The sequence below is a fragment of the Streptomyces sp. PA03-6a genome, assembly GCF_033792765.1.
GTDB lineage: Bacteria > Actinomycetota > Actinomycetes > Streptomycetales > Streptomycetaceae > Actinacidiphila.
This window is the reverse complement of sequence record NZ_JARAVK010000102.1, coordinates 1-24,996: the sequence shown is the minus strand read 5'-3', so window position 1 is coordinate 24,996 and position 24,996 is coordinate 1. Positions and strand designations below refer to the sequence as shown.

The window sequence follows — 24,996 nt, the reverse complement described above, 5'->3', positions numbered from 1 at the left end:
CTTGCTCAGTCAAAGATCTCGTGAGCTCGTGCGGGCGCCCGCCGGTGATGTGCCGGCCCCCCCCGCCCGCAGCCCGGGCGAACGGTTTGCGAGAGTGTTCGCGTGCTGATGGATCCCGAGAAGACGCTCTTCGTCCGCGGTGCCACGCCTGTCCTCCTGCTGGCCGACGCACCCGTCCACGACGCTCTGCCGCCCCTGGTCGTGACCGACGGGGCGGTGCCCTTGTGTGAGGGCTGGAGCGTCTTCCCCCGGCTCACCTTGTGCGTCGTGGACGGGCCCGGCGACCACGGATGCGTCGTACCCGTCCTGGCCGCACCGGTGCTGGGCGGGACTGACGGTGGTGCGGCGTCGAGCGGGATGGCCGAGTGGTGCCTGGACGTCGAACAGGCGGGTGGGGCGGTCGTCCTGTCGGTGGATCAGCTGCCGGACGCGCTCGACTGGCCGGTCCTGCTGTCCTCCGGCGTAGCGCGTGGCGGCTTCATGCCCGCCCTGACCTGACGGCGGCCGCCCGCCGCCCCGCGTCGAGCAGCCCTTCCTCGGCGGCGTTGCTCTGGACGCGTCCAAGGCGTCCAAGGCGTCCCGCCCCGGGCCTGAGCCCGCGAGGCCCCCGCGGCGGCCGTCACTCGAACGAGGGCCACCGGCCGGCGGCCCACTCGCGCCATCCCGGCCACCCGGCGGGAGGGTCGCCCACGTCCTCGCCCGCGAGTTCGGCGGCGTCGGGCTCCTCGAACAGCGCCCGCCAGTGCAGGAGGTCCGCCTCGCTCATCGGGAAGGTCCGTTCCGGTGTCGTGGCCTGGCGCCGGGCGACGCGGGCCCGTTGGGTCTCGTGGTCCACCGGTACGTACACCAGGCGGCAGGACCCGCCCGCGGATTCCGCCAGGCGGCGGATCGCCGACCTCTCGTCACGCGACCAGCACCCGAAGTCCAGGACCACATCGGTCCCGAGCGCCAGCGCCTCCAGCGCGAGCCGCAGCAGCAGCCCTTCCAGCACGTCGCGCTTCCCGTCCGCCTCGGATGCGCCGAACAGCGGGATCATCCACTCGTCCGGCGTCAGGCGCAGCGCGCCGTGTTCCCCGGCGAGCCGCCGGGCCACGGTGGTCTTCCCGGCCCCGGGCAGGCCGACCATCAGGAACAAGGAGGTCACCCGGAGATCCTGCCAGGGGAGGGACGGGGTGGGGCCATCGGTGGCACGGCATCCGACCCCCATGGACCTAACGTCCGGCGTGCCGCGTGCCGGACGGCGCCGCAGGGCGTCACGCTGCTGCCGTGATCGGCCGTGCGGTGGGCCGCCCGTCGCGACGTCCGGCTCGCAGGCCGCACACGGCAACCCCACGAAGGGCCTCAGACATGTCCGCTTCCCCCCTCGGCACACTGACCCGCTCCGGCTCCCACGCCACCGCCGAGTTCGGCGTCCCGCCGTACGTCCATGACGCCGGGCTGCTGCTCCTGCGGCTGGTGCTCGGGCTGACGATGGCGAGCCACGGAGCCCAGAAGCTGTTCGGCTGGTTCTCCGGGGTGGGCCTCGACGGCGCAGGACGCGTCTTCACCTCCGGCGGCTACCCGGCCGGGAAGGCGATGGCCGTGCTGGCGGGGCTCAGCGAGGTGCTCGGGGGCGTGGGCCTCGCCCTCGGGCTGCTGACCCCGCTCGCCGGGGCGGCGGTGGTGGGCGTCATGGTCAACGCCGTCGCCGTGAAGTGGGGCGGCGGGTTCTTCGCCCCGACGGGGGTGGAGTACGAACTGCTCATCGCCGCGCTGGCCACCACGCTGGCCGTCGGCGGGCCCGGCCGCTTCGCGTTCGACCGCCACCTTCCGGGCGTGCGCGCGCACCGGGTGGGCCACGGCGTCTCCGCGGTGGTCCTCGGCGTGGTCCTCGGCGTGTTCGTGCTGCTGTTCCGCAAGTGACCAGGGACTGCGGCGGTGCGGTGGTGGCGGGGTCCGGACGGCGTGAGGGCCCGTGAGCCGTCCGACGGGCCCTCACGCGCTGCGCGCTATGCCGCTGCGGCGGCGGTGAGGCGCTCCGCGACCTCCGAGGCCGAGGGCATCGCGGCGATCTCGTCACGCAGGCGCTCCGCCGCCGCGGTGAACGCGGGCTCGGCGAGCACGCGGCTGACCGCGGCGGTGACCGCTTCCGGCCCCTGCTCGCCGATCGGCATCGCCACGCCCGCTCCCGCGGCCTGGAGCCGGAACGCCTGACGCTGCTGTCCCGCCGCACCCGGGACGACGACGGCCGGGATCCCGCGCGCCGCCGCCCCGAACGTGTTGCCGGAACCGCCGTGGTGCACGACGACCGACACGCCGTCCAGCAACTCCGCGGCCGGTACGAAGGACACCAGCTCGACCCTGCCCGGCTCCAGCCCGAGGTCGTCGACCGGGGCGCCTCCGGTCGTGGCGACCAGGTCGACGTCCAGGACGCTCAGCGACCGGAGCAGCGGACCGAGCGTGGAGGCCCTGCCGGAGACGGTGCTGAGGCTGACGAGCACCCGGGGCCGGCCGGTACCGGGGACCCTGATCGCGCGCGGCGTGCCCTCGGGGCCCTGGTGGGGCTCGGGCCGCAGCGCCATCCGTTCGAGGGGCGGCAGCGCGCCGCCGCGCTGCAGGCCGGGCGGGCAGAGGTCCAGCAGCCAGCGGCCGGACGGCGCGTGGGCCGGGGCCTGCAGACCGCGGTCGAGGTAACGGGACTGCGCCGTCGCGGCCAGGGCGTCCAGGGCCTCGGGCTCCAGCGCCGGGTCGATGCCCATCACCGCGGACGGCACCTTGAGCACCGCGGCGACCAGCGGCCCCACGAAGTCGCAGTGCTCCGACACGACCAGGTCCGGCTCCCACGTGCGCGCCCCTGCGAGGGCCTCGTCCATGGAGAGGTCGACGCGTGCCCCGGCGAAGAACTCGGCGACCAGCGCCGGCGAAGGATTCGACGCCATGTCGGCACCGCTGCGGCGGGACGCTTCGGCGATCGCCACGTCGACGGTCGGACCGGCGGGGATCAGCTCAAAACCCTGCGCCTCGACCGGGCCGGCCATGGCGTCGGCGGAGACGAAGGCAACGGTGTGCCCTTGCGTGCGCAACGCCCGGGCGAGCGGCAGCAGGGGCAGGAAGTGGCCGGTCAGGGGGGTGTTGAACATGAGGATGCGCATGGGTATCGAGATCACCTGTGTGCTTGTGCCACGTGCGTGGCCGCGGTGGGCGGACCGTCGTCGCGGTGCGACTCCCCGGGCCGGCGTGCTGACCTGGACCCGGAAATGATTGTCGGCACAACTATATGGGGGCTACTTGCCGAAGCAAGCAGGTGCCCCCCCCGGGTCGCTCGGGGACACCGCTTGTCGGACCTGCCTGTCACGATCGCCACATGATCGAAGCCGACGACCTGGCCGACGACCTGGTGGTCCGCGTGGCGGCGGAGGCCGGCGCCACCACCGGGGCCTTGCCCGCGCCTGCCCGGGCCGCGCAGGTGGCGGAGGCTGAAGCCCTTCTCGGCTTCGCGATACCGCCGTTGCTCGCCCGGCTCTACACGGAGGTGGCCGACGGCGGCTTCGGGCCCGGGTACGAGCTGTTCCCTCTGGACGGGCAGGGGCGCAGTGCGGTGGGCGTGTACCAGGCCCAGCGGGCGGAATCGCAGGCTGCGGCCTCCCCGCACTGGCCCGAGGGCGTACTGCCGATCCTCGACTGGGGCTGCGGCGTGTACGGCGCGGTGGACTGCCGGAGCGGGAGCGGCACCGTCCTGATCTTCGAGCCGAACGCCGACACCGGTGACTGGTCGGACGGCTGGTTCGTCGACGAGCGGAGCCTGGCCGACTGGCTCGGGACCTGGCTCACCGGCGGCGGCTGGTACCGGCCGGACGGCCACGGCGACCAAGAGCTTCCGGAACCCGGCAGGTGGGAGGAGGCGGCCTCGCGGCTCGCCGCCTGACGGCACCCCGCGGGGGCGCGGTATTGTCCCGCGCACCCCCGGTCACCGTCTGGTCGCCTCCTACGCCGAGGAGGGGAGCCCCGACCACAAGGGAACCCGCGACCGCCGATCAGGGCATCGGCCTGCCGGCCTCGCCCCGTCTGCGGGACATCCCGCGGTAGACCGTCCAGCAGCTCGCCAGGACCAGCAACGCTCCGGCGACGGGCCATCCGATGGACCCGCCGTCGCGGTACTCCCGTACGCCGGTGAAGAGCAGGAGCCCTGACGGGATCAGTCCCGCCCAGTCGATTGCCCTGCCCCATCTCCTGAGGGCCGTCTGGTCGATCATGCGCGGATCATACGGTCGGCACGTGCGTCCGGCGGAGCCGGATCCGCCTACTGCTCGATGAGGCGAAGGGCCCCGATGACCGCGAGCGTCGGGCCGGCGATCGTGAAGACCGAGCCGCCGATCTCCGTCTTGATGCGCGAGGCCTTGCGTGTGGCCGAGGTGGGTGCGGGCACCCATCCGTGGGCGTCGTGGGCATCCTGCTGCGATTGCTCGTCGTACGCCACCCGGAAGCGGTGTGCCGGATTCCGAGCAGGCCGGCCACGGTCATCCCCAGGCCCGTGAACAGCATGATGACGGCCTCACCGCGGGGTGACATGGGCGCACCCGCGAGGACTGCTGCGAACTCGTGCACGGCGGCTCCTCGAGCGGTGTCGGGTCCGGGCGGCTGCGCGCTGCGCGCTGCACGGGGCTGGGGTGCGGCGGGTGCGGCGCTACCTCGTGCGGCGGCGTTGCCGCAGCTGGCGGGCCGTTCGCGCAGCTGGTGGGCCGGATGGCTCCGGTTGCGGGCTGTGGGGGATGCGGACAGCATGTTGCGGGGGCGAAAAGCCCGGCTTGCTTCACCTGTGGCACTGGCGGTGGCCCTTCCCGTGGTGCCCGCCGCAATGCGCGCCGCCCGGCGAGGCCGCCACCGACTCCACCGGAGACGGCGCCCTGGGGCGGTAGTGCCGTCACCAGGAAAGGAACCTCCCCATGTCCACCACCGTCATCCAGCATGTCCTGAACCGGCTGCGGGACATCGGCGTGCGTCATGTCTTCGGCGTCCCGGGCGACTACGCCTTCCCCGTCAACGACGCCATCTCCCAGCACCCGGACATCCAGTGGATCGGCAGCTGCAACGAGCTCAACGCGGGGTACAGCGCCGACGGCTACGCCCGCGTGCACGGTGTGGGCGCGGTGAGCACCACCTACGGGGTCGGCGAACTCAGCGCGATCAACGCCATCGCCGGTGCGTACACCGACCACCTGCCGGTGTTCCACCTGGTCGGCATGCCCAAGATGCCCGTGCAGGCGCACCGCTCGGTCGTCCACCACACCCTGGGCAACGGCGAGTTCGACCTCTTCCTGAAGATGTCCGACGCCGTGGTGTGCGCGAGCGCGATCATGACACCGCAGAACGTCGCGTCCGAGACCGAGCGGCTCATCGCGGCGGCGGCCTACCACCGCCGCCCGGTCTACATGGCGTTCCCCGCCGACCTGGCGGAGATGCCCGTGGTCGGATCGGCCCGGCCGATCCCCGCACCCGCCAGCGACCCCGCGCAACTGGACGCCGCCGTGCGGGCCGTCGCCGACATGCTCGGCCGGGCCGGGAGCGCCTGTGCCCTGCCCGGGGTGCTCGCCGCCCGTTCCGGCCTCGGACCGGAACTGCAGCGGTTCCTGGACGCCACCGGGATGCCCTTCGCGACGATGATGGCCGACAAGGGCGTCCTCAACGAGGAACAGCGCGGCTACTGCGGCATGTACGACGGCAAGCTCATGAACGAGGGCGTCCGCCGTTTCGTCGAGGGCAGCGACGTCGTCATCCTGGTCGGTGCGCTGATGCACGACTTCAACAGCGGCGCGTTCACCGCCGACCTCGACCCCGGTCGCACGATCGACATCCGCCACCACCACGTGAGCGTCGACGGCATGACCTACCAGAGCGTGGAGATGAAGGACCTGCTCGTCGCGCTCACCGAGAAGCTGCCCCGCAAGCAGTGGCCGCACTTCGAGGCCCGGGTGACCCGCATGGCCCCGGCAGGAGGCAGCGGCGGCGACTCCATCACCGCCGAGAACCTCTACCCCCGCTGGGAGGACTTCCTCAAGCCGGACGACATCCTGGTCGCCGAGACCGGAACGGTCTCCATGGGCCTGGCGTTCGCCCAGCTGCCCAGCGGTGCCACCTTCCACAACCAGACCCTGTGGGGCTCGATCGGCTGGGCCACGCCCGCCGCCGTCGGCGCGGCCGTCGCCGCCCAGGACGGCCGGCGCGTCGTCCTCATCACCGGCGAGGGTTCGCACCAGCTCACGGCGCAGGAGATCAGCCAGTTCGGGCGGTACGGGCTGCGCCCGGTGGTGTTCGTGCTGAACAACCACGGCTACCTGATCGAGCGTCTTCTGTGCAAGCACCCGGACATCGCCTACAACGACCTCGCCAACTGGCGCTACTCCGAACTGCCGAAGGCCCTGGGCTGCGAGGACTGGTTCACCGCCCGCGTCTCGACCCTCGCCGAGCTCGACCAGGCCATGGATGCGGCGGCGAAGGCCGGCACGGGCTGCTACATCGAGGTCATGACCGACACCTACACCGCTCCGCCGCTGGCCAACCAGCTCCACGACAACATCGAGAGCCTCTACGCCGGCTGATCGGTCGTCAACCGTCGTGCGGCGGCGGCAGAATCGGAAGCCGTGGCCCAGCAACGTGATCCAGCCGATCTCTTTCCCGACATCGCGAGTCGGGGCGGTCTCGCCCAGGCGCTGCGAGCCGTGGCGGCGGAGGAAGGTTTCTCCCTCCCCGTGACCGCCCCGTCCGCGGACGCGTTGACCCACGCCGCCGTCGAGAGCAGGGTGCCGCACCGCGGTGCCCTGCGGATCGACGCGTCCGAGTTCGCGCGGGAGTGGTGGATCCGTGGCGGAGAGGCGTCGCAGGGCGTGCCGCTGATCTGGGGACGCGCCGAGGAGTTGGGGCAGCTCGCGAGGGCCGCGCGGGCGTGGCACGAGGGGGCGTCCTTGAGCGACATCCGCCGGGTGGCGCCCTTCGTGCTCATGACCGGCCGGTTCGAGGTGCCCGACGGCGATCCCGTGCGGCTGGCCGAGTCCGAGTGGCAGGGCCTGCGCAAGGAGGCGGGGGAAGTGGCCGTGCCCGGATACCGGGCGCTGGTCGAGAGGGCGTACGCCGAACCGGCGCTGAGGGGTCTGTACCCCTTCAGGGACAGGTGGGTGCTGTACTTCTCGACCACCACCCGCCCGGACCTGACCGTCACCGGGCCGTGCCTGCGCGCGTATGACGTCGACCGGTTCACGGTCCGCGGAGCCTTCGCCGACCGGGAGGTCCTCACCGAGACCGCCACCGCGCGGGAGGCGGTGGCGGTCGCCGTCCGGCATCTGCCGAGCGGACTCGGCCCCGTCACGTCCGGGGTGTCCCGGTAGTCGCCCGCCGGCGCCCTTCAGGACCGCAGCAACTCGGCGGCGCGTTCCGCGATCGCGTAGACGGTGGCGTTGGTGTTCGCGGAGGGGATCGAGGGGATGACGGAGGCGTCGGCGACCCGCAGGCCGTCGACGCCGTGCACGCGCAGGGCGGGGTCGACGACGGAGCCGCCGTCGTGGCCCATCCGGCAGGTGCCGACGGGGTGCATGTACGAGCACAGGGTCCTGAGCGCGTAGTCCCGCAGGCCGGCGTCGTCCGTGACCTGGGGCCCCGGCCGGACCTCGTGCCCGCGCCACTCGGCGAGCGCGTCCGCCTGACCGATCTCCCGCGCCAGGCGAAGCCCCCGGACCACGGCGGCCAGGTCCCGCTCGTCGCCGTAGTAGTCGGGGTCCACGAGCGGCAGGACGTCCGGGTCGGCGCTCGCGAGGCGGACGCTCCCGCGGCTGTGGGGCCGTATCGAGGAGACGGAGATGGTGTAACCCTGCCCCGCCGCGGGCGCGTCGGGGACGGGTATGTGGCCCGCCGCGTCGACGAAGAGCACCTGGAGGTCCGGGCCGTCGAGCCCGGGCCCGCTGCGCACCAGGCCGTACGCCTCGCCGTGGTTGTTGGCGCCCTCCGGGACCGGACGGGCCGCCCGGTAGATGAGGTTGGCGATCGGGTGGTCGTGCAGGTTCTCCCCGACGCCCGGGAGGTCCACCACGACGTCGACGCCGGTGCGGCGCAGGTGCCCCTCGGGGCCGACTCCGGAGAGCATCAGCAGGTGCGCCGATCCGATGGCGCCCGCGGTGAGGACCACCTCGCCCGAGCACCGGACGAGCGATACGGTGCCGTCCCTGGCGCCGTACTCCACCCCGCTGCACCGCCCGCCGCCGATGTGCAGCCGGAGGACCCGGGTACCGGTCACCACGGTCAGGTTGGGACGGTGCAGGACGGGGGCCAGGTAGGCGTCGGCGGCGCTCTGCCGCCTGCCGTCGACGACGTTCAGGTCGGACCAGCCGAATCCCTCCTCCGCTCCGCCGCCGATGTCGGTCGCGCGCCGGTGACCGGTCTCGGCCGCCGCGTCGAGCATGGCCGCCACGACCGGGTTCGGGGACTGGGGGAGCCCGACGGTCAGGGGGCCGCCGACCCCGCGCAGGGCCGGATCCCGTCCGGAGAGGTTCTCGCTGCGCTTGAAGTAGGGCAGCAGCCCGTCGAACCCCCAGCCCTCCAGGCCGGCTTCCGCCCAGGCGTCGTAGCTGGAGCGGTGGCCGCGGAGGAAGTTCATCGCGTTGATGGCGGATCCGCCGCCGAGCGTGCGCCCGCGGGCGAGGGGGACGGTGGTGCCGCTCGCCCGCTGCCGGACGGTGGTGTCCCCCCAGTTCGCCGACGTCCGGAGCAGGGCCGGCCAGGCCGGGGGCGAGGTCATGTCGGCCGAGGTCTGCGCCGTGCCCGCCTCCAGCAGCAGGACGCGTGAGCCTTCGCGCTCGGACAGCCGTGCCGCGATCACGCAGCCGGCCGTCCCGCCGCCGACGACGACGTAGTCGTAGGTGTCGGTCATCGATTTCCTGTCCGTTCCTGGTGGGTCGATCGTGTGGTGCCAAAAAGGGGGGCACGTCATTCGGCGATGGGGTAGCGCGGCGGCCGGGAACCTTCGATGGTGATCCACTGGAGTTCGGTGAACTCCTCCAGGCCGGCGCGCCCACCGGACTTGCCGTAGCCGCTGTTCTTGACGCCGCCGAAGGGCATCTGCGCCTCGTCGTCGAGCGTGCTGCCGTTGATGTGGCACATGCCGGCGTTGATGCGCTTGGCGAGGTCGAGGGCGAGGGGGATGTCCCGGGTGAAGACGGCCGAGGTGAGCCCGTAGTCGTTGTCGTTGGCCACGCGCAGGGCCTCCTCGGGTCCGTCGACGGAGATGACGCCGACGACGGGGCCGAAGGACTCCTCGCGGTAGACGCGCATCTCCGGGGTGACGTCGGCCAGTACGGTGGGCGCGAAGCACGGACCGTCCGACGTCCCGCCGGCCAGGAGCCGCGCGCCGGCCGTGACCGCGTCCAGGACCAGGTCGGACAGCCGATCGATGCTGTCCGGTCCGACGACCGGGCCGAGCGCGGTGTGCGGGTCGCGCGGGTCACCGCAGGTGACGGTGGCGGCGACGGCGGCCAGGCGCCGGGTGAACTCCTCGGCGATGCTGCGGTCGACCAGGATGCGTTCCGTGGACAGGCACGCCTGGCCGGAGTTGGCGAAGGCGCCGAAGGCCGTGGCGCTGATCGCCCGGTCGAGGTCGGCGTCGGCGAGGACCAGGACGGGGGCCTTGCCGCCGAGTTCGAGTATCGCCTGCTTCATGTGCGCGGCGGCCCGCTGCGCGATGATGCGGCCCACCCGGCTCGAACCGGTGAAGTGCACCCGCCGTACGGCCGGGTGGGCGATCAGCGCGTCGACCACTTCGGGGCCGTCCTCGGGCGCGTTGGTGACGAGGTTGTACACCCCGTGGGGCAGCCCGGCCTCGGTGAGGCACTCGGCGACCAGGCCGTGGGTGCGCGGGGTCTGCTCGGACGCCTTCATCACGACGGTGTTGCCCACGGCCAGCGCGTAGGGGACCGAGTTGCCGACGAGCAGCGCCGGGGCGTTCCACGGGATGATGCAGGCGACCACGCCGACCGGTTTGCGGATCGCGATGGAGGTGCGGCCGGGTGCCTCGGAGGGGATGAGCTCGCCGGTGAGGCCGTCGTGGACCGCGCTCGCGGCGTAGCGGAACTTCTCCGCGAGGGCCGAGGTGTTGTAGTGGCCCCATGGGGCGGGGCCGCCCATCTCGACGGTGATCGCCTCGGAGATCTCCTCGGCTCGCGCTTCGAGTGCGTCGGCGGCCGCCCACAGGATGCGGCGGCGCTCGTTGGGCGGCAGCGCCGCCCAGGCGGGGAAGGCACGGTCGGCGGCATCGGCCGCCCGCAGGACGTCCGCCGAGAGGGCGGCCGCGGCCTGGGAGGCGATGTCGCCGGTGAACGGGTCGCGTGCGGTGAAGGTGTGCGTGCTGGCGGCCTGTTGCCAGACGCCGTCGATCAGCAGTTGCTGCACGGTGTTCTCGCCGGTGAGGGTCACGGGTGGTTCTCCTGCTGTGCGGGGGCGCGGTGCTTCGTGCGCAGCACGGCGCGTGGAGGTGGCGCTGGGACTGGTGGTGCCAGAGCGAAGGGTGATGCCGATCGGACGGGCCTGCTGGATGCGGGGCCCGGTCAGCGACGCACGGGGTGGCGTCGTGAACGTCGGCGGGTCGCCGGGGTTCCTGGTGGCGCGGGGCGTGTGTCCTGCTCCGGCTCGCGGAGCGGGAGTTGGCGACCGCTCGCCACCGGCCTCGGCGTATGCGCGGGGGGCTCCGAGGACGCCTCACGTGTCGGTGGGGCGTCGGAGGCGGTGGCCTCCGCAGCGTCCGGAGGCCCCCCGGCTGGTGCTATTGAAGGATGTCCGTGCAGCGTAGCGCTGATAAGCCGCAAGGTGCAATAGGTGCTAACATTTTTGCATAAATCGGACGCCCTGAAGTCGCGCCCTTGATCACGGCGATGCGCCGGCCCCCGGCGGCAGTTGCTGGTCGACCCAGACGAGTTTGCCGTCCGGAAGGTGGCGGGCTCCCCAGGCATGGGACAACTGCGCGACGAGGAAGAGCCCGCGGCCGTGTTCGTCGGTGGCGGTGGGGCGGTGCAGCAGCGGGTGACTGTGGCTGGAGTCCGAGACCTCGCAGGTCAGGACCGCGTGCCGGATCAGCCGCAGCCCGATCGTCCGGTCGTTGTCGCAGCCTGCGCCGCCGTGGATGACGGCGTTGGTGACCAGCTCGCTGACGATTAGCTCCGTGGACTCGGCCAGGTCGTCCAGCCCCCAGCGGGCCAGTTGGCGGGTGACGAGCGACCGGGCACGGCTGACGACGGCCGCGTCGCCGGGGAACCGCCATGACGCGACGTGGCCCGGGCTGAGGGAACGGGTCCGCGCGAGGAGCAGGGTCACGTCGTCGTTCGGTGTGCCGTCGGGCAGCGAGCCCACCGCGGACGAGCACAGGTCCTCGAGCGGGAGGCCCGGTCGCGCGAGGGTCGCGGCCAGGCGGTCCATGCCGACGTCGATGTCGTGCGCGCGGTCCTCGATCAGGCCGTCGGTGTAGAGGGCGAGCACGCTGCCCTCGGGCAGCTCCAGAGTGACGGACTCGAAGGGGACCAGACCCAGGCCGAGCGGGGCTCCCACGGGCAGGTCGAGGAAGGTGACGCCGCCGTGCGGGTCGACGATCGCGGGCGGGGGATGTCCGGCCCGCGCCAGCGTGCAGAGCCGTGTGACCGGATCGTAGACGGCGTACAGGCACGTGGCCGTCATGGTCGTGCCGGCCGGGGGACCGCCCGGGCCGGTCTCCGCCTCGGTGAGGTGGGTGACCTGCTTGTCGAGGGCGGCCAGCAGCTCGTCCGCCGGCACGTCCAGGTCGGTGAGGGTGTGCACGGCGGTGCGTAGTTGACCCATGGTCGCCGCCGCGTTGATGCCGTGTCCGACGACGTCCCCGACGACCAGCGCCACGCGGGCGCCGGACAGCGGGATGACGTCGAACCAGTCGCCCCCGACGCCGTGGTGGCTGTCGGCGGGCAGGTAGCGCCAGGCCACGTCCGCGGCGGAACCGCCCGTGGCGTGGCGCGGGAGCAGATGGCGCTGCAGGGCGAGGGCGGCGGAGTGCTCACGCGCGTATTGGCGGGCCTGGTCCAGGGAGATGGCGGCCCTGCGGACGAGTTCCTCGGCCAGGAACAGGTCCTCGTCCACGAACGGCCGGGGATCCCTGGTCCGCATGAACGTCGCCACGCCGAGCACGGCGCCCCGCGCGCGGATGGGGACGAGCATCAGCGAGTGCATGCGGTGCTCGCGGATCTTGGCGGCGCGCGCCGCGTCGTTGTGGTCCAGCCATGTACCGGGGGAGGCGTTCAGCACCGGCTCCAGGTGGGCCTTGCCGGAGTGCAGCACTCCCGTGAACGGCGATGCCGGCGGTGCGGAGACCGGCTCTCCCCGGGCGAACAGCGACTCGGGCGCCCCCGGTTGGACCGAGGCCAGGCCGGCGCGGCGGACGGCGGGGGTCCGTCCGCCGTCCTCGGAGCCGGGGCGGACGGGCGGCTCGTCGCCCAGCGGGACGGACTCCGCGAGGTCGACGGTGGCGTAGTCCGCGAGGGTCGGCACGGCGAGGTCGGCCAGCTCCTGCCCGGTCCGCATCACGTCCAGGGTGGTGCCGATGCGCTTGCCCGCCTCGTCCAGGATCCTCAGACGCTCCTGCGCACGGCGGCTGTCGGTGGCGTCGGTATTCACGGTGCACACGCCCAGCGCGTGGCCCTGCGCGTCGTCGAGACGGAAGAGGGAGGCGGCCGTGGGGGACTCCCGCTGGGCCTGCGGCGGTGCCTGGGTCTGCGTCTGCGTCTGCACGGGGGCCTGGTAGCCCCCGTTGATCACCAGGTCGCCGCTCTCCAGCATCCGGTGCATGACCGCCTCGAGCGATTCCGCCTGCGCGCCGGGGACCGCCTGGGGCGGGCTCCCCGGCAGATGCGGGGGCGGGACGCCCTTCTCGAAGCCCGGGGCGTCGTTCACCCAGATGCAACGGACCTGGGTGTCACGTATCGCGATGCCGATCGGCAGACGGCCGGGCACGGCGACCCCGGCCGGGGACGGCTCCGCCGGCGCCGGGCCGTCCGCCGTCCACGACGGGGGCGAGGACTTCTCGGCAGCCGAGACGAGCCAATGGGTGCGGCCGTCCTGGCCGGCCAGCGACTGTGCCGTCAGGCGCACGTCGATGCCGTGGCCGTCGCGGTGACGGATCCGCGCGACGCCGGACCAGCGGCCCCGGTGGCGGATCTGCTCCTTCGCGGGCGCTTCCGTTCGGGCGTCGCCGTCGACGAGCAACGCGCGGGCGGGCCTGCCGACCATCTCCACGGCCGAGTAGCCGACGAGCCGCTGGGCGGCCTGCGACCAACCGGCCACGGTTCCCTCCGCGTCGAGGAGGGCCGTCGCCGCGCCGCCCGGCGCGGAGGCCCCGTGTGCTTCGGACGTCGCCGTTTCAGAGGTACTGGTCATCGATCATTCCTTCTCCGACCCCCGAGGTGCGGTGCGTCGCGGCTGCGCGGCTTTCGTGGTTCGCGGGTGGTGGTCCGTGCACGTGCACGTCCATGCCCGCAAGGCTACGCAGTCGGACGCGCAGGAGTGTGGTCCAATTTCACGACATATCCGCAGGACAATTCTGCGGCCGAGTTGGTGGCCCCGACCTCCAAGACGCCCTGCAATTCGACGTCGACGGGCCCGGCCGGGGCCCGTACGTCACATTCCGGCGGCCTGCTTCGTCGTACCTATGTGGAGGCGCACGCCTTCACGGGATGTGCGGATCGCGACCATAGGCTGTGTCTATCGACGCCTTCCGATATCGGTCTTGGACGTCATGGCGCGCTCGTCCATAGCATCCAGACATGGCACTTACCGTCCGGTCGGGGCCGGGCCCTTGGCCGCGGGACGGCCGCGAACGGTGAGCTGACATGACCACCTATGAGGAGGCTTCCATGAATTGGCGCGACGCCGCCGCGTGCAGCGACGAGGATCCGGAACTCTTCTTCCCGATCAGCGGCAGCGGCCTGGGCATGGCGCAGATCGGCGAGGCCAAGGCAGTGTGCCGGCGGTGCCCCGTCACCGCCCGGTGCCTGGAGTGGGCGGTGGAAACCGGCCCCATGGAAGGCATCTGGGGCGGCACCACAGAGAGCGAACGGCGTGCGATGCGGCACCGCGCCGCCCGTGAGCGACTCAGAGGGGCGAGCGGAACCGCCGCCTGAGCCACTCCACACGACGGCTCACCGGCTTCCCTCACCGCCTGCACGAAAAAAAGCACGACACTCATGGAGGCCCTGCGCCGCCGCACAGGGTGCCTCCTCGTCCAGAGGAACTCATGCTCATGCGGGGCAAGGACGCGGGACGACCGGGCACCCGCCCGAACCCGGCGCTGAAGGACCGGCCCATGCTGATGGCGCTGGCCTTCAGGATGCTCGGATCGACGCACGACGCCGAGGACGCCGTCCAGGAGACCTACGCCCGCTGGTACGCCATGTCCCCCTCGGCCCGGGCAGGCATCAAGTCCCCCACGGCCTGGTTGGTCCGCGTGGCCGGCCGGATCTGCCTTGACCACCTCGGCTCCGCCCGCGTACGCAGGGAGAGGTACACGGGCGAGTGGCTGCCCGAACCGCTGCCGGACAGCTCGGCGTGGAGCAGCGTACGGACGTCCGCGCACATGGACGACCCCGCGGACCGGGTCGCCCTGGACGACTCCGTCACCATGGGGATGCTCGTCCTGCTCGAGGCCCTCACGCCGGCGCAACGCGTGAGCTTCGTCCTGCACGACGTCTTCAAGGTGTCCTTCGTCGAGATCGCCGCCATCGTCGGCCGCAGCGCCGAGAGTTGCCGCGCGCTGGCCGTGGCGGGCCGCCGCAGCATCACCTCCGCGCGCAGGCACGAGGCGGATCAGCAGGAGTACCGGCGACTGGTCCGCGAGTTCAAGCGGGCGTGCCAGACCGGCGAACTCGACCGCCTGATCGCCCTGCTGGACCCGCAGGTCACCGCCCGGGCGGACGGCGGCGGACACGTCCGTGCAGCTCTCAAGCCCATCCACGGATCGGACAGGACCGCCCGCTACCTCATCGGCGCGTCCCGTAAGGAGGGCCGTCTGTCCACGGCCCTCATGACCCTGGAGAACGCAGGTCACCGCCCCGCGCTGGTCTGCCGGGTGGACGGAGCCGTGGTCGCCGTCGTCACCCTGCACGTCGCCGGATCGCGGATCACCGACGTGTGGATCACGCTGAACCCGGACAAGCTGGCCGCCTGGGCCTAGGATTCCTGACAACGGAGGTCTCTGGACCTCCGGGAATGACGGTGTGTCAGTGCCGCCAACGGTCGTCCCATGTGCTCCGCGGCGTCCGGGTCATGGGCGTCTGGGTCGTCGCCAGGTGCTGTGCGGGATCCTGTTCGTGCCTGCTGTACACCGCGATCCGCTGGGAGTTGATGAAGGGCGGGCGGCGCCTCGGTCCGTCCATGGTGGACTGGGGCAAGGCCGGCAGCAAGCACCACATGGTTGTCGAGGCGCGCGGCATCCCGCTCGCGGCAATGCCCACCGGCGCCAACCGCAACGGCGTCACCCGACCGATCCCGCCGGTCCAGGCCGCCCCGCCCATCCGCGGCACGCGCGGCCGGCCACTGCGCCGCCCCCGGTCTCTGTACGGCGACCTCGGCCATGACCACGAGATCTACCGGGACAAGGTCCGCCGGATCGAGATCACGGTCGCCGACGCGCAGGGTGCAGGATTCCTCAGGGCGCGACGCAGGTCCGTGGTCGTGGAAATCATCATTTCGGAAACCCTTGATTAACCTGGCGGCCCCGACGTTTCCACCAAGTGTTCGCCTTACCGGAGTTGGTATCTGACGCCAGTGCCCGAAACAAAGGAAAAGCCTTTCTGCGCTGTCAGTGATCTCTGTTAGCTTCATGCGGCTCGTGTGATCCACGAGCTTCGAGCACTCACAGGGGAGGGCCACTTGGCCAGGTTCGCAAGGTCGGGCGTACACAGACGGATGGTTGTGGCGGGCTGTGCGGTGGCGCTGCTTGCCACGGCGACCGGCACGGCGCATGCGGTGGACAACCTGCCGCCGAAGCAGCCGCTGGTCCAGGACCTCCAGTCGCAGAACAAGCCCTGCGCGACCGGCGACGACATGCCGTACGTCTTGCAGCCGCCCAGGCTCAGCGCCCTGCTGTACGACCCCGAGGAGGACAACCAGCCCAGCGAATCCAGCCCGGTCAACGGTGAGTTCGAAGCCTGGTGGACGGATGCGGCAGGAGTGGAGCAGCGCCGTACCTACACCACCATCACCTTGTCGTCAGGGTCGCGCTTCTACTGGACGATGCCGGGCGACATCCCGGCGAACACGGTCGTCTCCTGGCACGTCCGCGCGAACGACACCAAGGCGGCCTCCCCGTGGAGCGACGAGGGTGACGGCGCGGTCTGCTCGTTCGTGTACGACGACGTGAACCCCGAGAAGGCGGAGATCAGCTCCCCCGAATACCCCAACCCCGACGAAGTGTTCCGGGTGGACGGGGTGGGCGTCTACGGCCACTTCACCATGGACTCGCCCTCCGACGACGTGGTGGCGTACACCTACGACTTCACGGGCGGGCCGTACGCGACCGTCTCCGCCGCGCGGCCGGGCGCAGCCGTGACCATTCCCTACCTGCCGCTCACCGCAGGACCCAAGTCCCTGAGGGTCCGCGCGATCGACCGGTCGGGCCGGAGCAGCGGGGAGTCGCGGTACGACTTCAACGTGAAGACCGGGCGTCCCCCTGTCGCCCGCTGGAAGCTGGACGACCCGGCAAGCTCCCGTTCAGCCTCCGCAGAGACGGGCACCGCCGCACGCGCCGGTATCGGCGTCACCTTCGGCGGCCCGGCGCCCGCGGGCACCGGAGCGACCGCCACCGTCAGCCTCGACGGCAGCGGCCACGGCTTCCTCACCCCGGACGCCCCGGCCACCGACATCAGCAACACCTTCGCCGTCAGCGCCTGGGTGCGGCCCGCCGAGACCGGCCGGAACATGACCGTCGCCAGCCAGGACGCGGACGGGAAGCCCGGCTTCAGCCTCGGGCTGCGCAGCCAGGAGCCCGGCCCTGCCTGGTCGTTCGCGATCGCGGGCGCGCAGGTGTCCGGTGGGGCGCCTGAGACCGGCGAGTGGGCCCATCTGCTGGGGCTGTACGACGCGGAGACAGGTCGCGCGCAGTTGTACGTCAACGGCCACGAGGCCGGCACCGCCGCGCAGGCGGCTCCCGCCGCGACCGCCGGCGCGTTCCAGATCGGACGCGCCCGCGGGGCCACCGGCTACCGTGACCGGTGGCACGGTGACATCGGTGACGTACAGGTCCATGACCGGGTGGTGGTACCGGGCGAGGTGGCCCAACTGGGGCGGCGCCAGCCGAAGCTGCTCGGCCACTGGTCGCTGGAGAACGCGGCGGACGGGATGAGCCCCGAGCAGTCGGACGGTGCGCCGCTGCGGCTCGGCACGGGAGCTTCGATCTACCGGGGCTCCGACAGTTCATGCATCCCGGACGTCGAAACCGACTGCAGCTACATGCCGCCGCCACTGGTCGACAACGGGCATCTGCGCCTGGACGGGCAGACCGGTTACGCCGCCGCCGACGGGCCGGTCGTGGACACCGGGGACAGCTTCACCATCGGCGTCGTCGTCCGCCTCGAGGACTCCGAACCGGCCCACCCGATGACCGTGCTGTCGCAGGCCGGCGAGCACACCGACGCGTTCAAGCTGCGCTACGACCCGGCCACGAAGGCTTGGCAACTGGTGATGCCGGAGAAGGACGAGGCCGGAGCCCCCGAGAAGGTGGTGTCCCAGATCACGGGCGCGGACGGGGGCGAGGGCCCGGGGCAGCGTCTCGCCGTGGTCTACGACGACGGGACCGACACGATCAAACTCTTCTCCGAGGGTTACACCAACGCCCAGGCGACCGCGAGCCTCCCCAATGGCTGGCACAGCACCGGTGCCCTCCAGATCGGCCGGGCCAAGGCCGGTGACGGCTGGGGCGAGTACCTCCACGGCGACGTGGACGAGGTGCAGGCCTACTCCGGTGCGCTGCGGGACCAGGACGTGCTCGGCCTGGGCTGGGGTACGGACCCCTGCGTGGAGTGCTGATCGGCCCGTACTGACCCCACACGTCTCCGGACCTCCCGACGGCCCGCCGGAACCCAGGTTCCGGCGGGCCGTCGGGCTCCGCCCGTCCGTCAGGTATCCCCCGGCTTCGCCGGTCAGTGCTCGATGCTGTGCCGCATCTCCTCCTCGGTGGGCTTGGCCACCTGCGACGAGGGCCCGTAGAAGGCGTGCGACAGGCGCACCCTCAGGCGTTCGCGGCGGGTCCGCCGGCGTGGGAGCCCGTTCGGGTCCTCGTTGGGGCCGGGGTCCAGGGGCCGGTACTGCTCGTGGGAGCCCAGGACGTGACGCCGGGCGGCGTCGAGGGGCCGGTGGACCTCGACGTATTCGCCGTGGGGCAGCCGGCGGCGGATCACCCCCGTCGCGGCGCCGTGGAGGAGTTCGTCCTTGTCGCGCCGCTGCAGGCCGAGGCAGATGCGTTTGGTGACGACGAAGGAGACCACCGGGACGACGAACACGGCGACGCGGACGGCCCAGGTGACCGCGTTGATGGAGAGGTGGAAGTGGGTCGCGAAGAGGTCGTTGCCGCCGCCCGCCAGCAGGCAGAAGTAGAGGCTCAGCCAGGCGACGCCGAGCCCCGTGCGGACCGGGCGGTTGCGGGGGCGGTCCAGCAGGTGGTGCTCGCGCCGGTCGCCGGTGACCCAGGCCTCGAGGAACGGGTACGCGCCAATGGCCACCAGGACGGCGGGGAACACCAGCAGGGGGATGAGCACACCGAGCACCAGGGTGTGGCCCGCGAAGTGGACCTCCCACCCCGGCATGACGTCCTGCGGAAGGAGCCGGGAGTCTCCTTCCGCGTGGAGGACGTCAGCGGCCGCCCGGGCCTCGTCGGTCGCATGGACGGCGTGACGGCGGCGGTCGTCGGGATCGACCTCACCGAGGGGGGCCGCATCGGCCGGATCTGGCTCATGATGCACCCGGACAAGCTGCACGCGTGGCGCAACAGGGACGGCGCATGACGACTCCCGGCAAAAGGAGGTTTCCGGACCTCCGGGAATGACGATGCGTCAGTTCCAGGTCCGCAGCGAGCAGTTGGGCCGGGGCAGCCTCACCTCCGGGATCTCAGCACGTCGACCTCACAGCCCGGCGCGAACGGGTCGAAGCCGTGCTCGATCAGCCAGCGAACCACCAGCAGGCTTCGCAGCGACCACCACGCGTGGATCACGTCGAGGTCGACGTCGGTGCCATAGCCGGCGACGACGTCGTCGAGGTGCTCCTCGTGTCCGAGCGTGAAGGTGGCGAGGTCGTACAGGGCATCACCCTGGCCCGCCTCGGACCAGTCGATGATGCCCGTGACCTCGTCGCCGTCGAGGAAGACGTGCGCGATCTGCAGGTCGCCGTGCGTGAACGCCGGAGTCCACGGCCGGAGCGCGGCCTCGGCGACCTGGCGGTTGCGGGTGACCAGATCAGCGGGCAGGAGGCCGCTCGTCACGAGCAACTCGCACTCGTCGTCGAGTTCCGCCGCCAGCGCGACGACGCTCCGGCCGGCCCCGCCGGGCCGGGGCGGCAGCGGCGCGTCGTGCAGCCTCCGGATGGCGGCGCCCGCCGCGGCCCACGCCGCCGGTGCCCCGGTCGACGACCCGCCGAGGCGCCCAAGCGTCGTCCCCGGGAGTGCGGCGATCGCGAGCACGGGCGGCTTGCGCCACAGGACCTCCGGGGTCGGGACCGGCGCCAGGGACATCGCCTCGACCTCGACGTCGATGCGCGCCTGATCGGCGTCCACCTTCAGGAACACGTCGCCGACGCGCAGGGTCGCGCGCTCGGAATGGGCGACGACGACTTCGACCTCATCCATGGCCGACCAGTATCCCGGGGGCGATCCGGGGTGTCACACATGCACCGGGTGATGGGTCATGGGGACGAAGGAAGTTCGTGACCACGGAGAACGGCCGTGGAAAGGCCAATGCCGGGCGCCCGTTGATCGCACACCTCCCGGCGTGAAGTTCACCCCGCGGATGGGCCCGAAGCGTCCGTGTTGCCGCGCATGTGCATGCGCCGCGGCCGGATACTGCGCATTGGCGTTCATTGCCCTGCGGCCGTGAAAAAGGAGTTTCCCGATGGTTGATGAGCCGATCCTGGTGCTTGCCGCAACCGGCGGACAGGGCAGGGCCGTGACCGACGCGTTGCTGGACCGCGGGGCCAGGGTGCGCGCGATGGTGCGGGACCCCGAGCGGGAGGCCGCGCGGCGGCTGGCCGATCGGGGCGTCACCGTGGTGGCGGGCTCCCTGAACGACGGCGGTTCCCTTGCCGCGGCGATGGACGGGGTGGCGGGGGTCTTCGCGTTCACCACGCCCTTCGAGGCCGGCGTGGACGCCGAGGTGGCCCAGGGACGGGCCATCCTGACCGCCGCCGGCGTGACGCGCGTACCGCATCTGGTGTTCAGTTCGGTGGCCGGCGCCGACCAGGGGAGCGGCGTACCGCACTTCGACAGCAAGGCCCGCATCGAAGCGGAGCTGGCCTCCGGCGATGTGCCCCACACGATCCTGGGGCCGACGTACTTCTACGACAACGCCCTCGGCGGCGCGGAGCGCATCCGCGCCGGCGTGCTCGACCTGCCGCTGCCCGCCGACAGGCCGCTGCAGCAGCTCGCACGGGCCGACCATGGCGCGTTCGCGGCCGAGGTGCTGCTCAACCCCGCGCCCTACCTGGGGCGGCGTATCGAACTGGCCAGCGACGCACCCACGCCCGCGCAGATGGCGGACGCCCTGCGCGCGGCCCTGGGGCGGGACGTCCGGTACGAGCGCGTACCGCTGGAGGCCATCGGGAACCCGGACATGCACGCGATGTGGACCTTCCTCAACGGCCCCGGCTACCGCGTCGACGTCCCCGCGCTGCACGCGGCGCATCCGGAGATCGCCTGGACCGGCTTCGCCGACTGGGCGCGGACCGCCTTCGCCCCTGCCCCCTGAGCCCGGCGCACGGCCCGGCCATGCCGCACCAGCCGTCACACGTCCGGTAGGAGGAGCCAGACTTCGGAGAAGGCGAGGCCGTGCTCGTGGGTCGTCACTCCGCACGGGCAGCCCAGCCGGATCAGGCGCCAGTCGCAGGTCACCGTCCACGGGCCGTCCCGGCCTCCGCACGCCGGGCAGCCGACGGTCTCGGCCGTCCACACCCCGGCGGCGGGTCTGCCGTGACGTCGGAAGCGGCCCGCGTACCGCACCTGCCAGGGCCGGACCGGTGGCGTGTGTGGAACGGTCCCGGGTGGGCCCGCCGAGGCCAGCGCGGCGAACAGGTCGATCAGCTCGGGGAGCAGGGCCTCGCCCGCGTCGGTCGCCGGCAGGATCCGGCCGGCTGCCGTCCCCGCAGGGCGCCCGTATCCGGGCGCGGCCGCTGCCACTGGTGGGTTCGGGGTGGCGTACCAGGGCAGGAAGGCCCGGGCGACGCCGGCGAGGAGGGCGGCCGCGCGCGGGCTGACGGCGCCTGCGTCGAGGTGGTGGAGGGTGGTGCGCAGGACGCGTTGGAGCCGCCGGTCCCGGTCCGTGGCGCGGGTCCGGGCGGTCGCTTTCCGCCGGGCCGGGAGCGGTGCCGCAAGACGGTCCAGGACGGCCGCGGCCGCTGCGGAGTCCGCGGGGGCGGGGCGCCACTGTCCGGCCGCGAGGAGCCGCCGTGCCTGCCCGGCCTCACGGGTCAGGGCGCGTGTCGACAGCGGCCACGGGCCGCAGGTCGCCTTGTGAACCTCGTGAACCTCGTGAACCTCGTGCCCGTGCGTCACGGCCCCTTCTCCGCCTTCCCTCGTTCCCGCCGCTTCGCGACGTGGGTCCTTCCCTATCCGTACGGGCTGGACGTGTCCAGCTCCGTCCGGTCCGGGACAGGCCGGGGCGCATCCCAGCCGTCTTCCGGCCGATCGCCCGGGGCGCCCCGTACGGCCGGACCCGGGCGATCGCGCCCTTCCCCTACGGGCCCCTTCCGCTACAGCCCCGGGCTCGCGGCCGCCGCCTTGCCGCTGAGGCTCTCCAGGTCGCTCCTGCGGACCCGGATCAGCAGCAGTGCGACCAGCAGCGCGACGGCCGCCATGGCCGCGGAGGTCAGGAGCGCCGAGGAGATGCCCTCGGTCAGCACCTCGTGCCCCCAGCGGCCGGGCAGCTGGCCGGTCCGGCCCAGCCTGGCCTTGTCCGCGGCGGTGGCCTGTGCCAGGAAGGACGGCAGCTGGTGTTCCGCCTCGCCGCGGCTCGCGGTTCCGAAGACCGTCACCATGTGAGGGTGAGCGTCACGAATGCGGCGATGATGAACAGCGCGAGCCCCGGGTGGCCGCTTCGACGGGCGGCACCGGGTATGCCTGTTGCAGCCGGGTCGTCATCGGCCGGCTCCCGGCCGCGCGGTCATGCCGAACCTGACGTCCGCGGACCGGCGGTCCGCGTCAAGAGGGTCGGGCATCTCTTTCCTTCCGTCGAAGCGAAGTGGGACGCGCGTCTCCTCGGGAGCGCCGGGCCCGGGAGGAGTCGCGCGGACGAAAGGCACACGCCCTGGGGCCGTACCTCACCGGAATGACGAGGCACTCCAGCCGGGCGTGAGGTGACGGCTGTCACAGGTCGGCGCGTGTGAGCGGCGCTACATCACACACCGCACCGACACGTCGTCGTCTCCGTGGACAGGTGCGATCCGGCCAGGAGGACGGAGTTTCGATGGAAGGGCCGGCACAACAGCGGGTCGTGGTCGGCGTCAGCGGCTCCCTCAACAGCCTGGTCGCGCTGCAGCGCGCGGGCGCCGAGGCCCGCCTCACCGGGCGCAGGCTGCTCGCCGTACTGGTGTGGACCCGGGACGAGGCGGGCGCGCCGCCCTGGAGCTCCGGGCCGGCGTCGACGTCGGCCCGGAACGCGGCGGCGCGGCTCCTGACCGCCACACTGAACGACGTCTTCGCCGCCACCGCCGACGATCTCCACGTCGACGGTCTGGCGATCTCGGGCCGCCCGGGCGAGACCCTCGTCAAGATCGCCCAGCGGGACGGCGACCTGCTGGTCGTCGGCGCGGGACGCAGGCGGGGGCTCGGTCCGTGGCACTCCCCGGTCGCGCGCCACTGCCTCGCCCACGCCTCGTGCCCGGTCCTCACCGTGCCGCCGTCCCCGCTCCAGCTCGACCTGGAGGCGATGACGCGCAAGAGGGGGCTCCGGCGGGCTGGGCGGCGCGATGACGTGGTGCGGGAGGTGCGCCGGGCGCTGATGGGTGATCAGCTCGTCCGCGGCCCGGCTTCCGAGGTGCCCTGAGCCGGACCCTCGACGTCGCCGGTCACGCGTCACCTGGGCCAGACGGGTAAGACGGCAGCCATGAGGATCGACAGTGGCGCAGCCCCGGCACGGCTGCGGTGGTTGCTGCTGCTGCCCGCGCAGTGGGGGCTGCTGGTGGCGCTCGGAGCGCTGGTGACGGGCCCCCTGGCGGACCGGTGGCCGCTGTCGGCGGAGGACGGCGTCGTCCGGTCCCTGTCCGCGCACCGTACCGGCGCGGGCGTCACCGTGGCGCAGGGGCTGTCACTGGTCGCGGGTACCCAGGGCGTGATCGCCGTGACGCTGCTGTGCGCGGTGGCGCTGCTCGTACTGCCGCGCACCGCGCGGCGGGCGGAGGCGTACTTCCTGGCCGGCGCGGTGGCGGCGCAGTCGGCGGTCTTCGTCCTCCTCACCATGTGCGTGGAACGGCCCCGCCCGGAGGTGCCGCACCTGGAGCTCGCACCGCCGACCTCGAGCTTCCCCTCCGGGCACGCGGGGGCCGCACTCGCCCTGTACGGGGGCCTGGCCGTGCTCGCGGCGCGCGGGCCGCGCCGCCCGTGGCGGCTTCCGGCGGTCGTCCTGCTGCTGTGCGTCCCGGCCGCGGTGGCGGTGGCGCGGCTGTACGCGGGCATGCACCACCCCAGTGACGTCATCGGCGGTCTCCTCAACGGTGCATGCACCCTGTTCGTGATGGCCCGCGCCCTGCCGCCGGCCGGCGGACGGCACGGACGGACGCCCGGCCCCCGCTCCCGTGGTGGCGGCGGACGCCGGGCCGTCGTCGTCCGGCACCCGCATGCCTGCCCCGGCGAACTGGCCGACGAGGTGCGTGCCGTCCTGGACCGCCACGGCTACACCGACCAGCAGTGGACCCTCACCACGGCGGAGCGCCCCGGCGGGGAACTCGCGGCACTGGCCGCGGTACCCGGCACCGCGCTGGTCGTCGTGTGCGGCGGTGACGGCACCGTACGCGCCTGCGCCGGGCCCTTGCTGGGCACGGACACCGCCATGGCCATCGTGCCCTGCGGCACCGGCAACCTGCTGGCCCGCAACCTCCACCTGCCCCTGGACCCCGCCGTGGCCCTGGAGCAGGCACTGACCGGGCGGACCACCCGCATCGACGTGGGGCGGGTGCACGGCGACGGGCTGCCCGCGACCTGCTTCACCGTCATGGCGGGCGCCGGCTTCGACGCCGCCATGGTCCGTGACGCCTCCGTCCGGCTCAAGGCGCGCCTGGGCTGGAGCGCCTACGTCCTGTCGGGGGTCGGCCATCTCACCGACCCGCGCATGCACCTGGCGATCCGTCTGGACGGCGGCCCGGAACTGCCGCGCAGGGCGCGGATGGTCCTCATCGGCAACGTCGGCGTCCTCCAGGGCGGCCTGCCACTGCTGCCCCGGGCACGCCCCGACAGCGGATGCCTGGACCTCGTGCTGCTCAACCCCCGTGGCCTGACCGGATGGGCGGCCGCCGCGGGGCACCTGGCGGTACGCATGCTGCCGCACCGCCCGGGGCGCCGCGGCGGCGGCACCGCGACCGGCGCGCCCGTGGCCCGCGGGGCGCTGGAGTACTTCCAGGCCCGGCGGATCGACATCGGCTTCGCCCCGTCCCAGGCACGGGAACTCGACGGGGACGTCGTCGCCGACGGCACCCGGCTCACCGCCGAGGTCCAGCCGGGGGCGCTCGCCGTCCGTCTGCCCGCCCCCGCCCCCCCCACCTCCCCCCCCCCCAAACCCT

At 72.8% G+C, this 24,996-nt stretch carries 23 protein-coding genes and 1 pseudogene; 13 read left to right on the top strand and 11 right to left on the bottom strand.

The genetic code is table 11. The features are described from left to right. The first annotated feature begins 108 nt into the window (after nt 1-108). The gene (locus PV350_RS23800; RefSeq protein WP_499516744.1) at nt 109-498 is read left to right on the top strand and encodes a hypothetical protein; all 390 of its coding nucleotides are present in this window, start codon (nt 109-111) and stop codon (nt 496-498) included. Between the two features lie 121 nt (nt 499-619). Here the strand turns inward: PV350_RS23800 and PV350_RS23795 are convergent, their stop codons facing one another. Beyond that, nucleotides 620-1,144, bottom strand: coding sequence for a P-loop nucleotide/nucleoside kinase family protein (locus PV350_RS23795; protein WP_500335963.1), 525 nt, complete (start codon nt 1,142-1,144; stop codon nt 620-622). Nucleotides 1,145-1,347: 203 nt separating this feature from the next. On the opposite strand from PV350_RS23795, the gene PV350_RS23790 reads away from it, so the two are divergent. Then, nucleotides 1,348-1,902: a DoxX family protein gene (locus tag PV350_RS23790; RefSeq protein WP_500335961.1), complete on the top strand. Its 555-nt coding sequence runs from the start codon at nt 1,348-1,350 to the stop codon at nt 1,900-1,902. Between the two features lie 86 nt (nt 1,903-1,988). On the opposite strand, the gene PV350_RS23785 is transcribed toward PV350_RS23790, so the two are convergent. Further along, the gene (locus tag PV350_RS23785) at nt 1,989-3,146 is read right to left on the bottom strand and encodes a glycosyltransferase (RefSeq protein WP_499510248.1); all 1,158 of its coding nucleotides are present in this window, start codon (nt 3,144-3,146) and stop codon (nt 1,989-1,991) included. Between the two features lie 197 nt (nt 3,147-3,343). On the opposite strand from PV350_RS23785, the gene PV350_RS23780 reads away from it, so the two are divergent. After that, nucleotides 3,344-3,904: an SMI1/KNR4 family protein gene (locus PV350_RS23780; RefSeq protein WP_500335959.1), complete on the top strand. Its 561-nt coding sequence runs from the start codon at nt 3,344-3,346 to the stop codon at nt 3,902-3,904. A gap of 109 nt (nt 3,905-4,013) precedes the next feature. Here PV350_RS23780 and PV350_RS23775 read toward each other — a convergent pair whose 3' ends face one another. After that, nucleotides 4,014-4,232 carry a hypothetical protein gene (locus PV350_RS23775; RefSeq protein WP_499510246.1) on the bottom strand — a complete coding sequence of 73 codons (219 nt, stop codon included), beginning with the start codon at nt 4,230-4,232 and terminating at the stop codon, nt 4,014-4,016. 47 nt (nt 4,233-4,279) lie between these two features. Then, nucleotides 4,280-4,456, bottom strand: a complete 177-nt coding sequence (locus tag PV350_RS23770; RefSeq protein WP_499510245.1) for a hypothetical protein — start codon at nt 4,454-4,456, stop codon at nt 4,280-4,282. Nucleotides 4,457-4,922: 466 nt separating this feature from the next. Between PV350_RS23770 and PV350_RS23765 the strand changes: the two genes are divergently transcribed. Beyond that, the gene (locus PV350_RS23765; protein WP_499510244.1) at nt 4,923-6,575 is read left to right on the top strand and encodes an alpha-keto acid decarboxylase family protein; all 1,653 of its coding nucleotides are present in this window, start codon (nt 4,923-4,925) and stop codon (nt 6,573-6,575) included. A 150-nt stretch (nt 6,576-6,725) separates the two neighbouring features. Then, nucleotides 6,726-7,358 (top strand): DUF6193 family natural product biosynthesis protein, encoded by a 633-nt coding sequence (locus tag PV350_RS23760; RefSeq protein WP_500335956.1) that lies wholly within the window; start codon nt 6,726-6,728, stop codon nt 7,356-7,358. A gap of 17 nt (nt 7,359-7,375) precedes the next feature. Here the strand turns inward: PV350_RS23760 and PV350_RS23755 are convergent, their stop codons facing one another. From PV350_RS23755 to PV350_RS23745, 3 genes are all read right to left on the bottom strand, one after another. After that, a complete protein-coding gene (locus PV350_RS23755) occupies nt 7,376-8,893 on the bottom strand; it encodes a GMC family oxidoreductase (protein ID WP_500335954.1) in 1,518 nt (505 codons plus the stop codon). A gap of 56 nt (nt 8,894-8,949) precedes the next feature. Continuing rightward, nucleotides 8,950-10,431, bottom strand: a complete 1,482-nt coding sequence (locus PV350_RS23750; RefSeq protein ID WP_499510241.1) for an aldehyde dehydrogenase family protein — start codon at nt 10,429-10,431, stop codon at nt 8,950-8,952. Between the two features lie 447 nt (nt 10,432-10,878). Next, the gene (locus PV350_RS23745; RefSeq protein WP_500335951.1) at nt 10,879-13,407 is read right to left on the bottom strand and encodes an ATP-binding SpoIIE family protein phosphatase; all 2,529 of its coding nucleotides are present in this window, start codon (nt 13,405-13,407) and stop codon (nt 10,879-10,881) included. A gap of 476 nt (nt 13,408-13,883) precedes the next feature. Between PV350_RS23745 and PV350_RS23740 the strand changes: the two genes are divergently transcribed. From PV350_RS23740 to PV350_RS23725, 4 genes are all read left to right on the top strand, one after another. Further along, nucleotides 13,884-14,150, top strand: a complete 267-nt coding sequence (locus PV350_RS23740) for a WhiB family transcriptional regulator (protein WP_500335974.1) — start codon at nt 13,884-13,886, stop codon at nt 14,148-14,150. Nucleotides 14,151-14,269: 119 nt separating this feature from the next. Next, nucleotides 14,270-15,199 carry an RNA polymerase sigma factor SigJ gene (gene sigJ, locus PV350_RS23735; RefSeq protein WP_500335949.1) on the top strand — a complete coding sequence of 310 codons (930 nt, stop codon included), beginning with the start codon at nt 14,270-14,272 and terminating at the stop codon, nt 15,197-15,199. Between the two features lie 92 nt (nt 15,200-15,291). Continuing rightward, on the top strand, nt 15,292-15,732 hold the full coding sequence (locus PV350_RS23730; protein WP_499510238.1) for a hypothetical protein: 441 nt from the start codon (nt 15,292-15,294) through the stop codon (nt 15,730-15,732). Nucleotides 15,733-15,933: 201 nt separating this feature from the next. Continuing rightward, a complete protein-coding gene (locus PV350_RS23725; protein ID WP_500335947.1) occupies nt 15,934-18,051 on the top strand; it encodes a LamG domain-containing protein in 2,118 nt (705 codons plus the stop codon). Nucleotides 18,052-18,164: 113 nt separating this feature from the next. On the opposite strand, the pseudogene PV350_RS23720 reads toward PV350_RS23725, so the two are convergent. Then, nucleotides 18,165-18,827 (bottom strand): annotated as a pseudogene (locus tag PV350_RS23720) (cytochrome bc1 complex cytochrome b subunit); the annotation flags it as partial. 36 nt (nt 18,828-18,863) lie between these two features. Between PV350_RS23720 and PV350_RS23715 the strand changes: the two are divergent. Next, a complete protein-coding gene (locus PV350_RS23715) occupies nt 18,864-19,025 on the top strand; it encodes a hypothetical protein (protein WP_499510236.1) in 162 nt (53 codons plus the stop codon). Between the two features lie 89 nt (nt 19,026-19,114). Here the strand turns inward: PV350_RS23715 and PV350_RS23710 are convergent, their stop codons facing one another. Beyond that, a complete protein-coding gene (locus PV350_RS23710; RefSeq protein WP_500335945.1) occupies nt 19,115-19,861 on the bottom strand; it encodes a phosphotransferase family protein in 747 nt (248 codons plus the stop codon). Between the two features lie 262 nt (nt 19,862-20,123). Between PV350_RS23710 and PV350_RS23705 the strand changes: the two genes are divergently transcribed. After that, entirely contained in the window at nt 20,124-20,975 is an 852-nt protein-coding gene (locus PV350_RS23705; RefSeq protein ID WP_499510234.1) for an NmrA/HSCARG family protein, read from the top strand. Between the two features lie 35 nt (nt 20,976-21,010). Here PV350_RS23705 and PV350_RS23700 read toward each other — a convergent pair whose 3' ends face one another. Together PV350_RS23700 and PV350_RS23695 are read right to left on the bottom strand one after the other, a co-directional pair. After that, nucleotides 21,011-21,778 carry a hypothetical protein gene (locus tag PV350_RS23700; protein ID WP_500335943.1) on the bottom strand — a complete coding sequence of 256 codons (768 nt, stop codon included), beginning with the start codon at nt 21,776-21,778 and terminating at the stop codon, nt 21,011-21,013. A 197-nt stretch (nt 21,779-21,975) separates the two neighbouring features. Continuing rightward, nucleotides 21,976-22,257 (bottom strand): hypothetical protein, encoded by a 282-nt coding sequence (locus PV350_RS23695; RefSeq protein ID WP_500335941.1) that lies wholly within the window; start codon nt 22,255-22,257, stop codon nt 21,976-21,978. 431 nt (nt 22,258-22,688) lie between these two features. Between PV350_RS23695 and PV350_RS23690 the strand changes: the two genes are divergently transcribed. Both PV350_RS23690 and PV350_RS23685 read left to right on the top strand, forming a co-directional pair. Continuing rightward, a complete protein-coding gene (locus PV350_RS23690; protein ID WP_500335939.1) occupies nt 22,689-23,267 on the top strand; it encodes a universal stress protein in 579 nt (192 codons plus the stop codon). 60 nt (nt 23,268-23,327) lie between these two features. Beyond that, nucleotides 23,328-24,996, top strand: a 1,669-nt coding sequence (locus PV350_RS23685) for a bifunctional phosphatase PAP2/diacylglycerol kinase family protein (RefSeq protein WP_500335937.1), incomplete at its 3' end; no start/stop codon positions are given.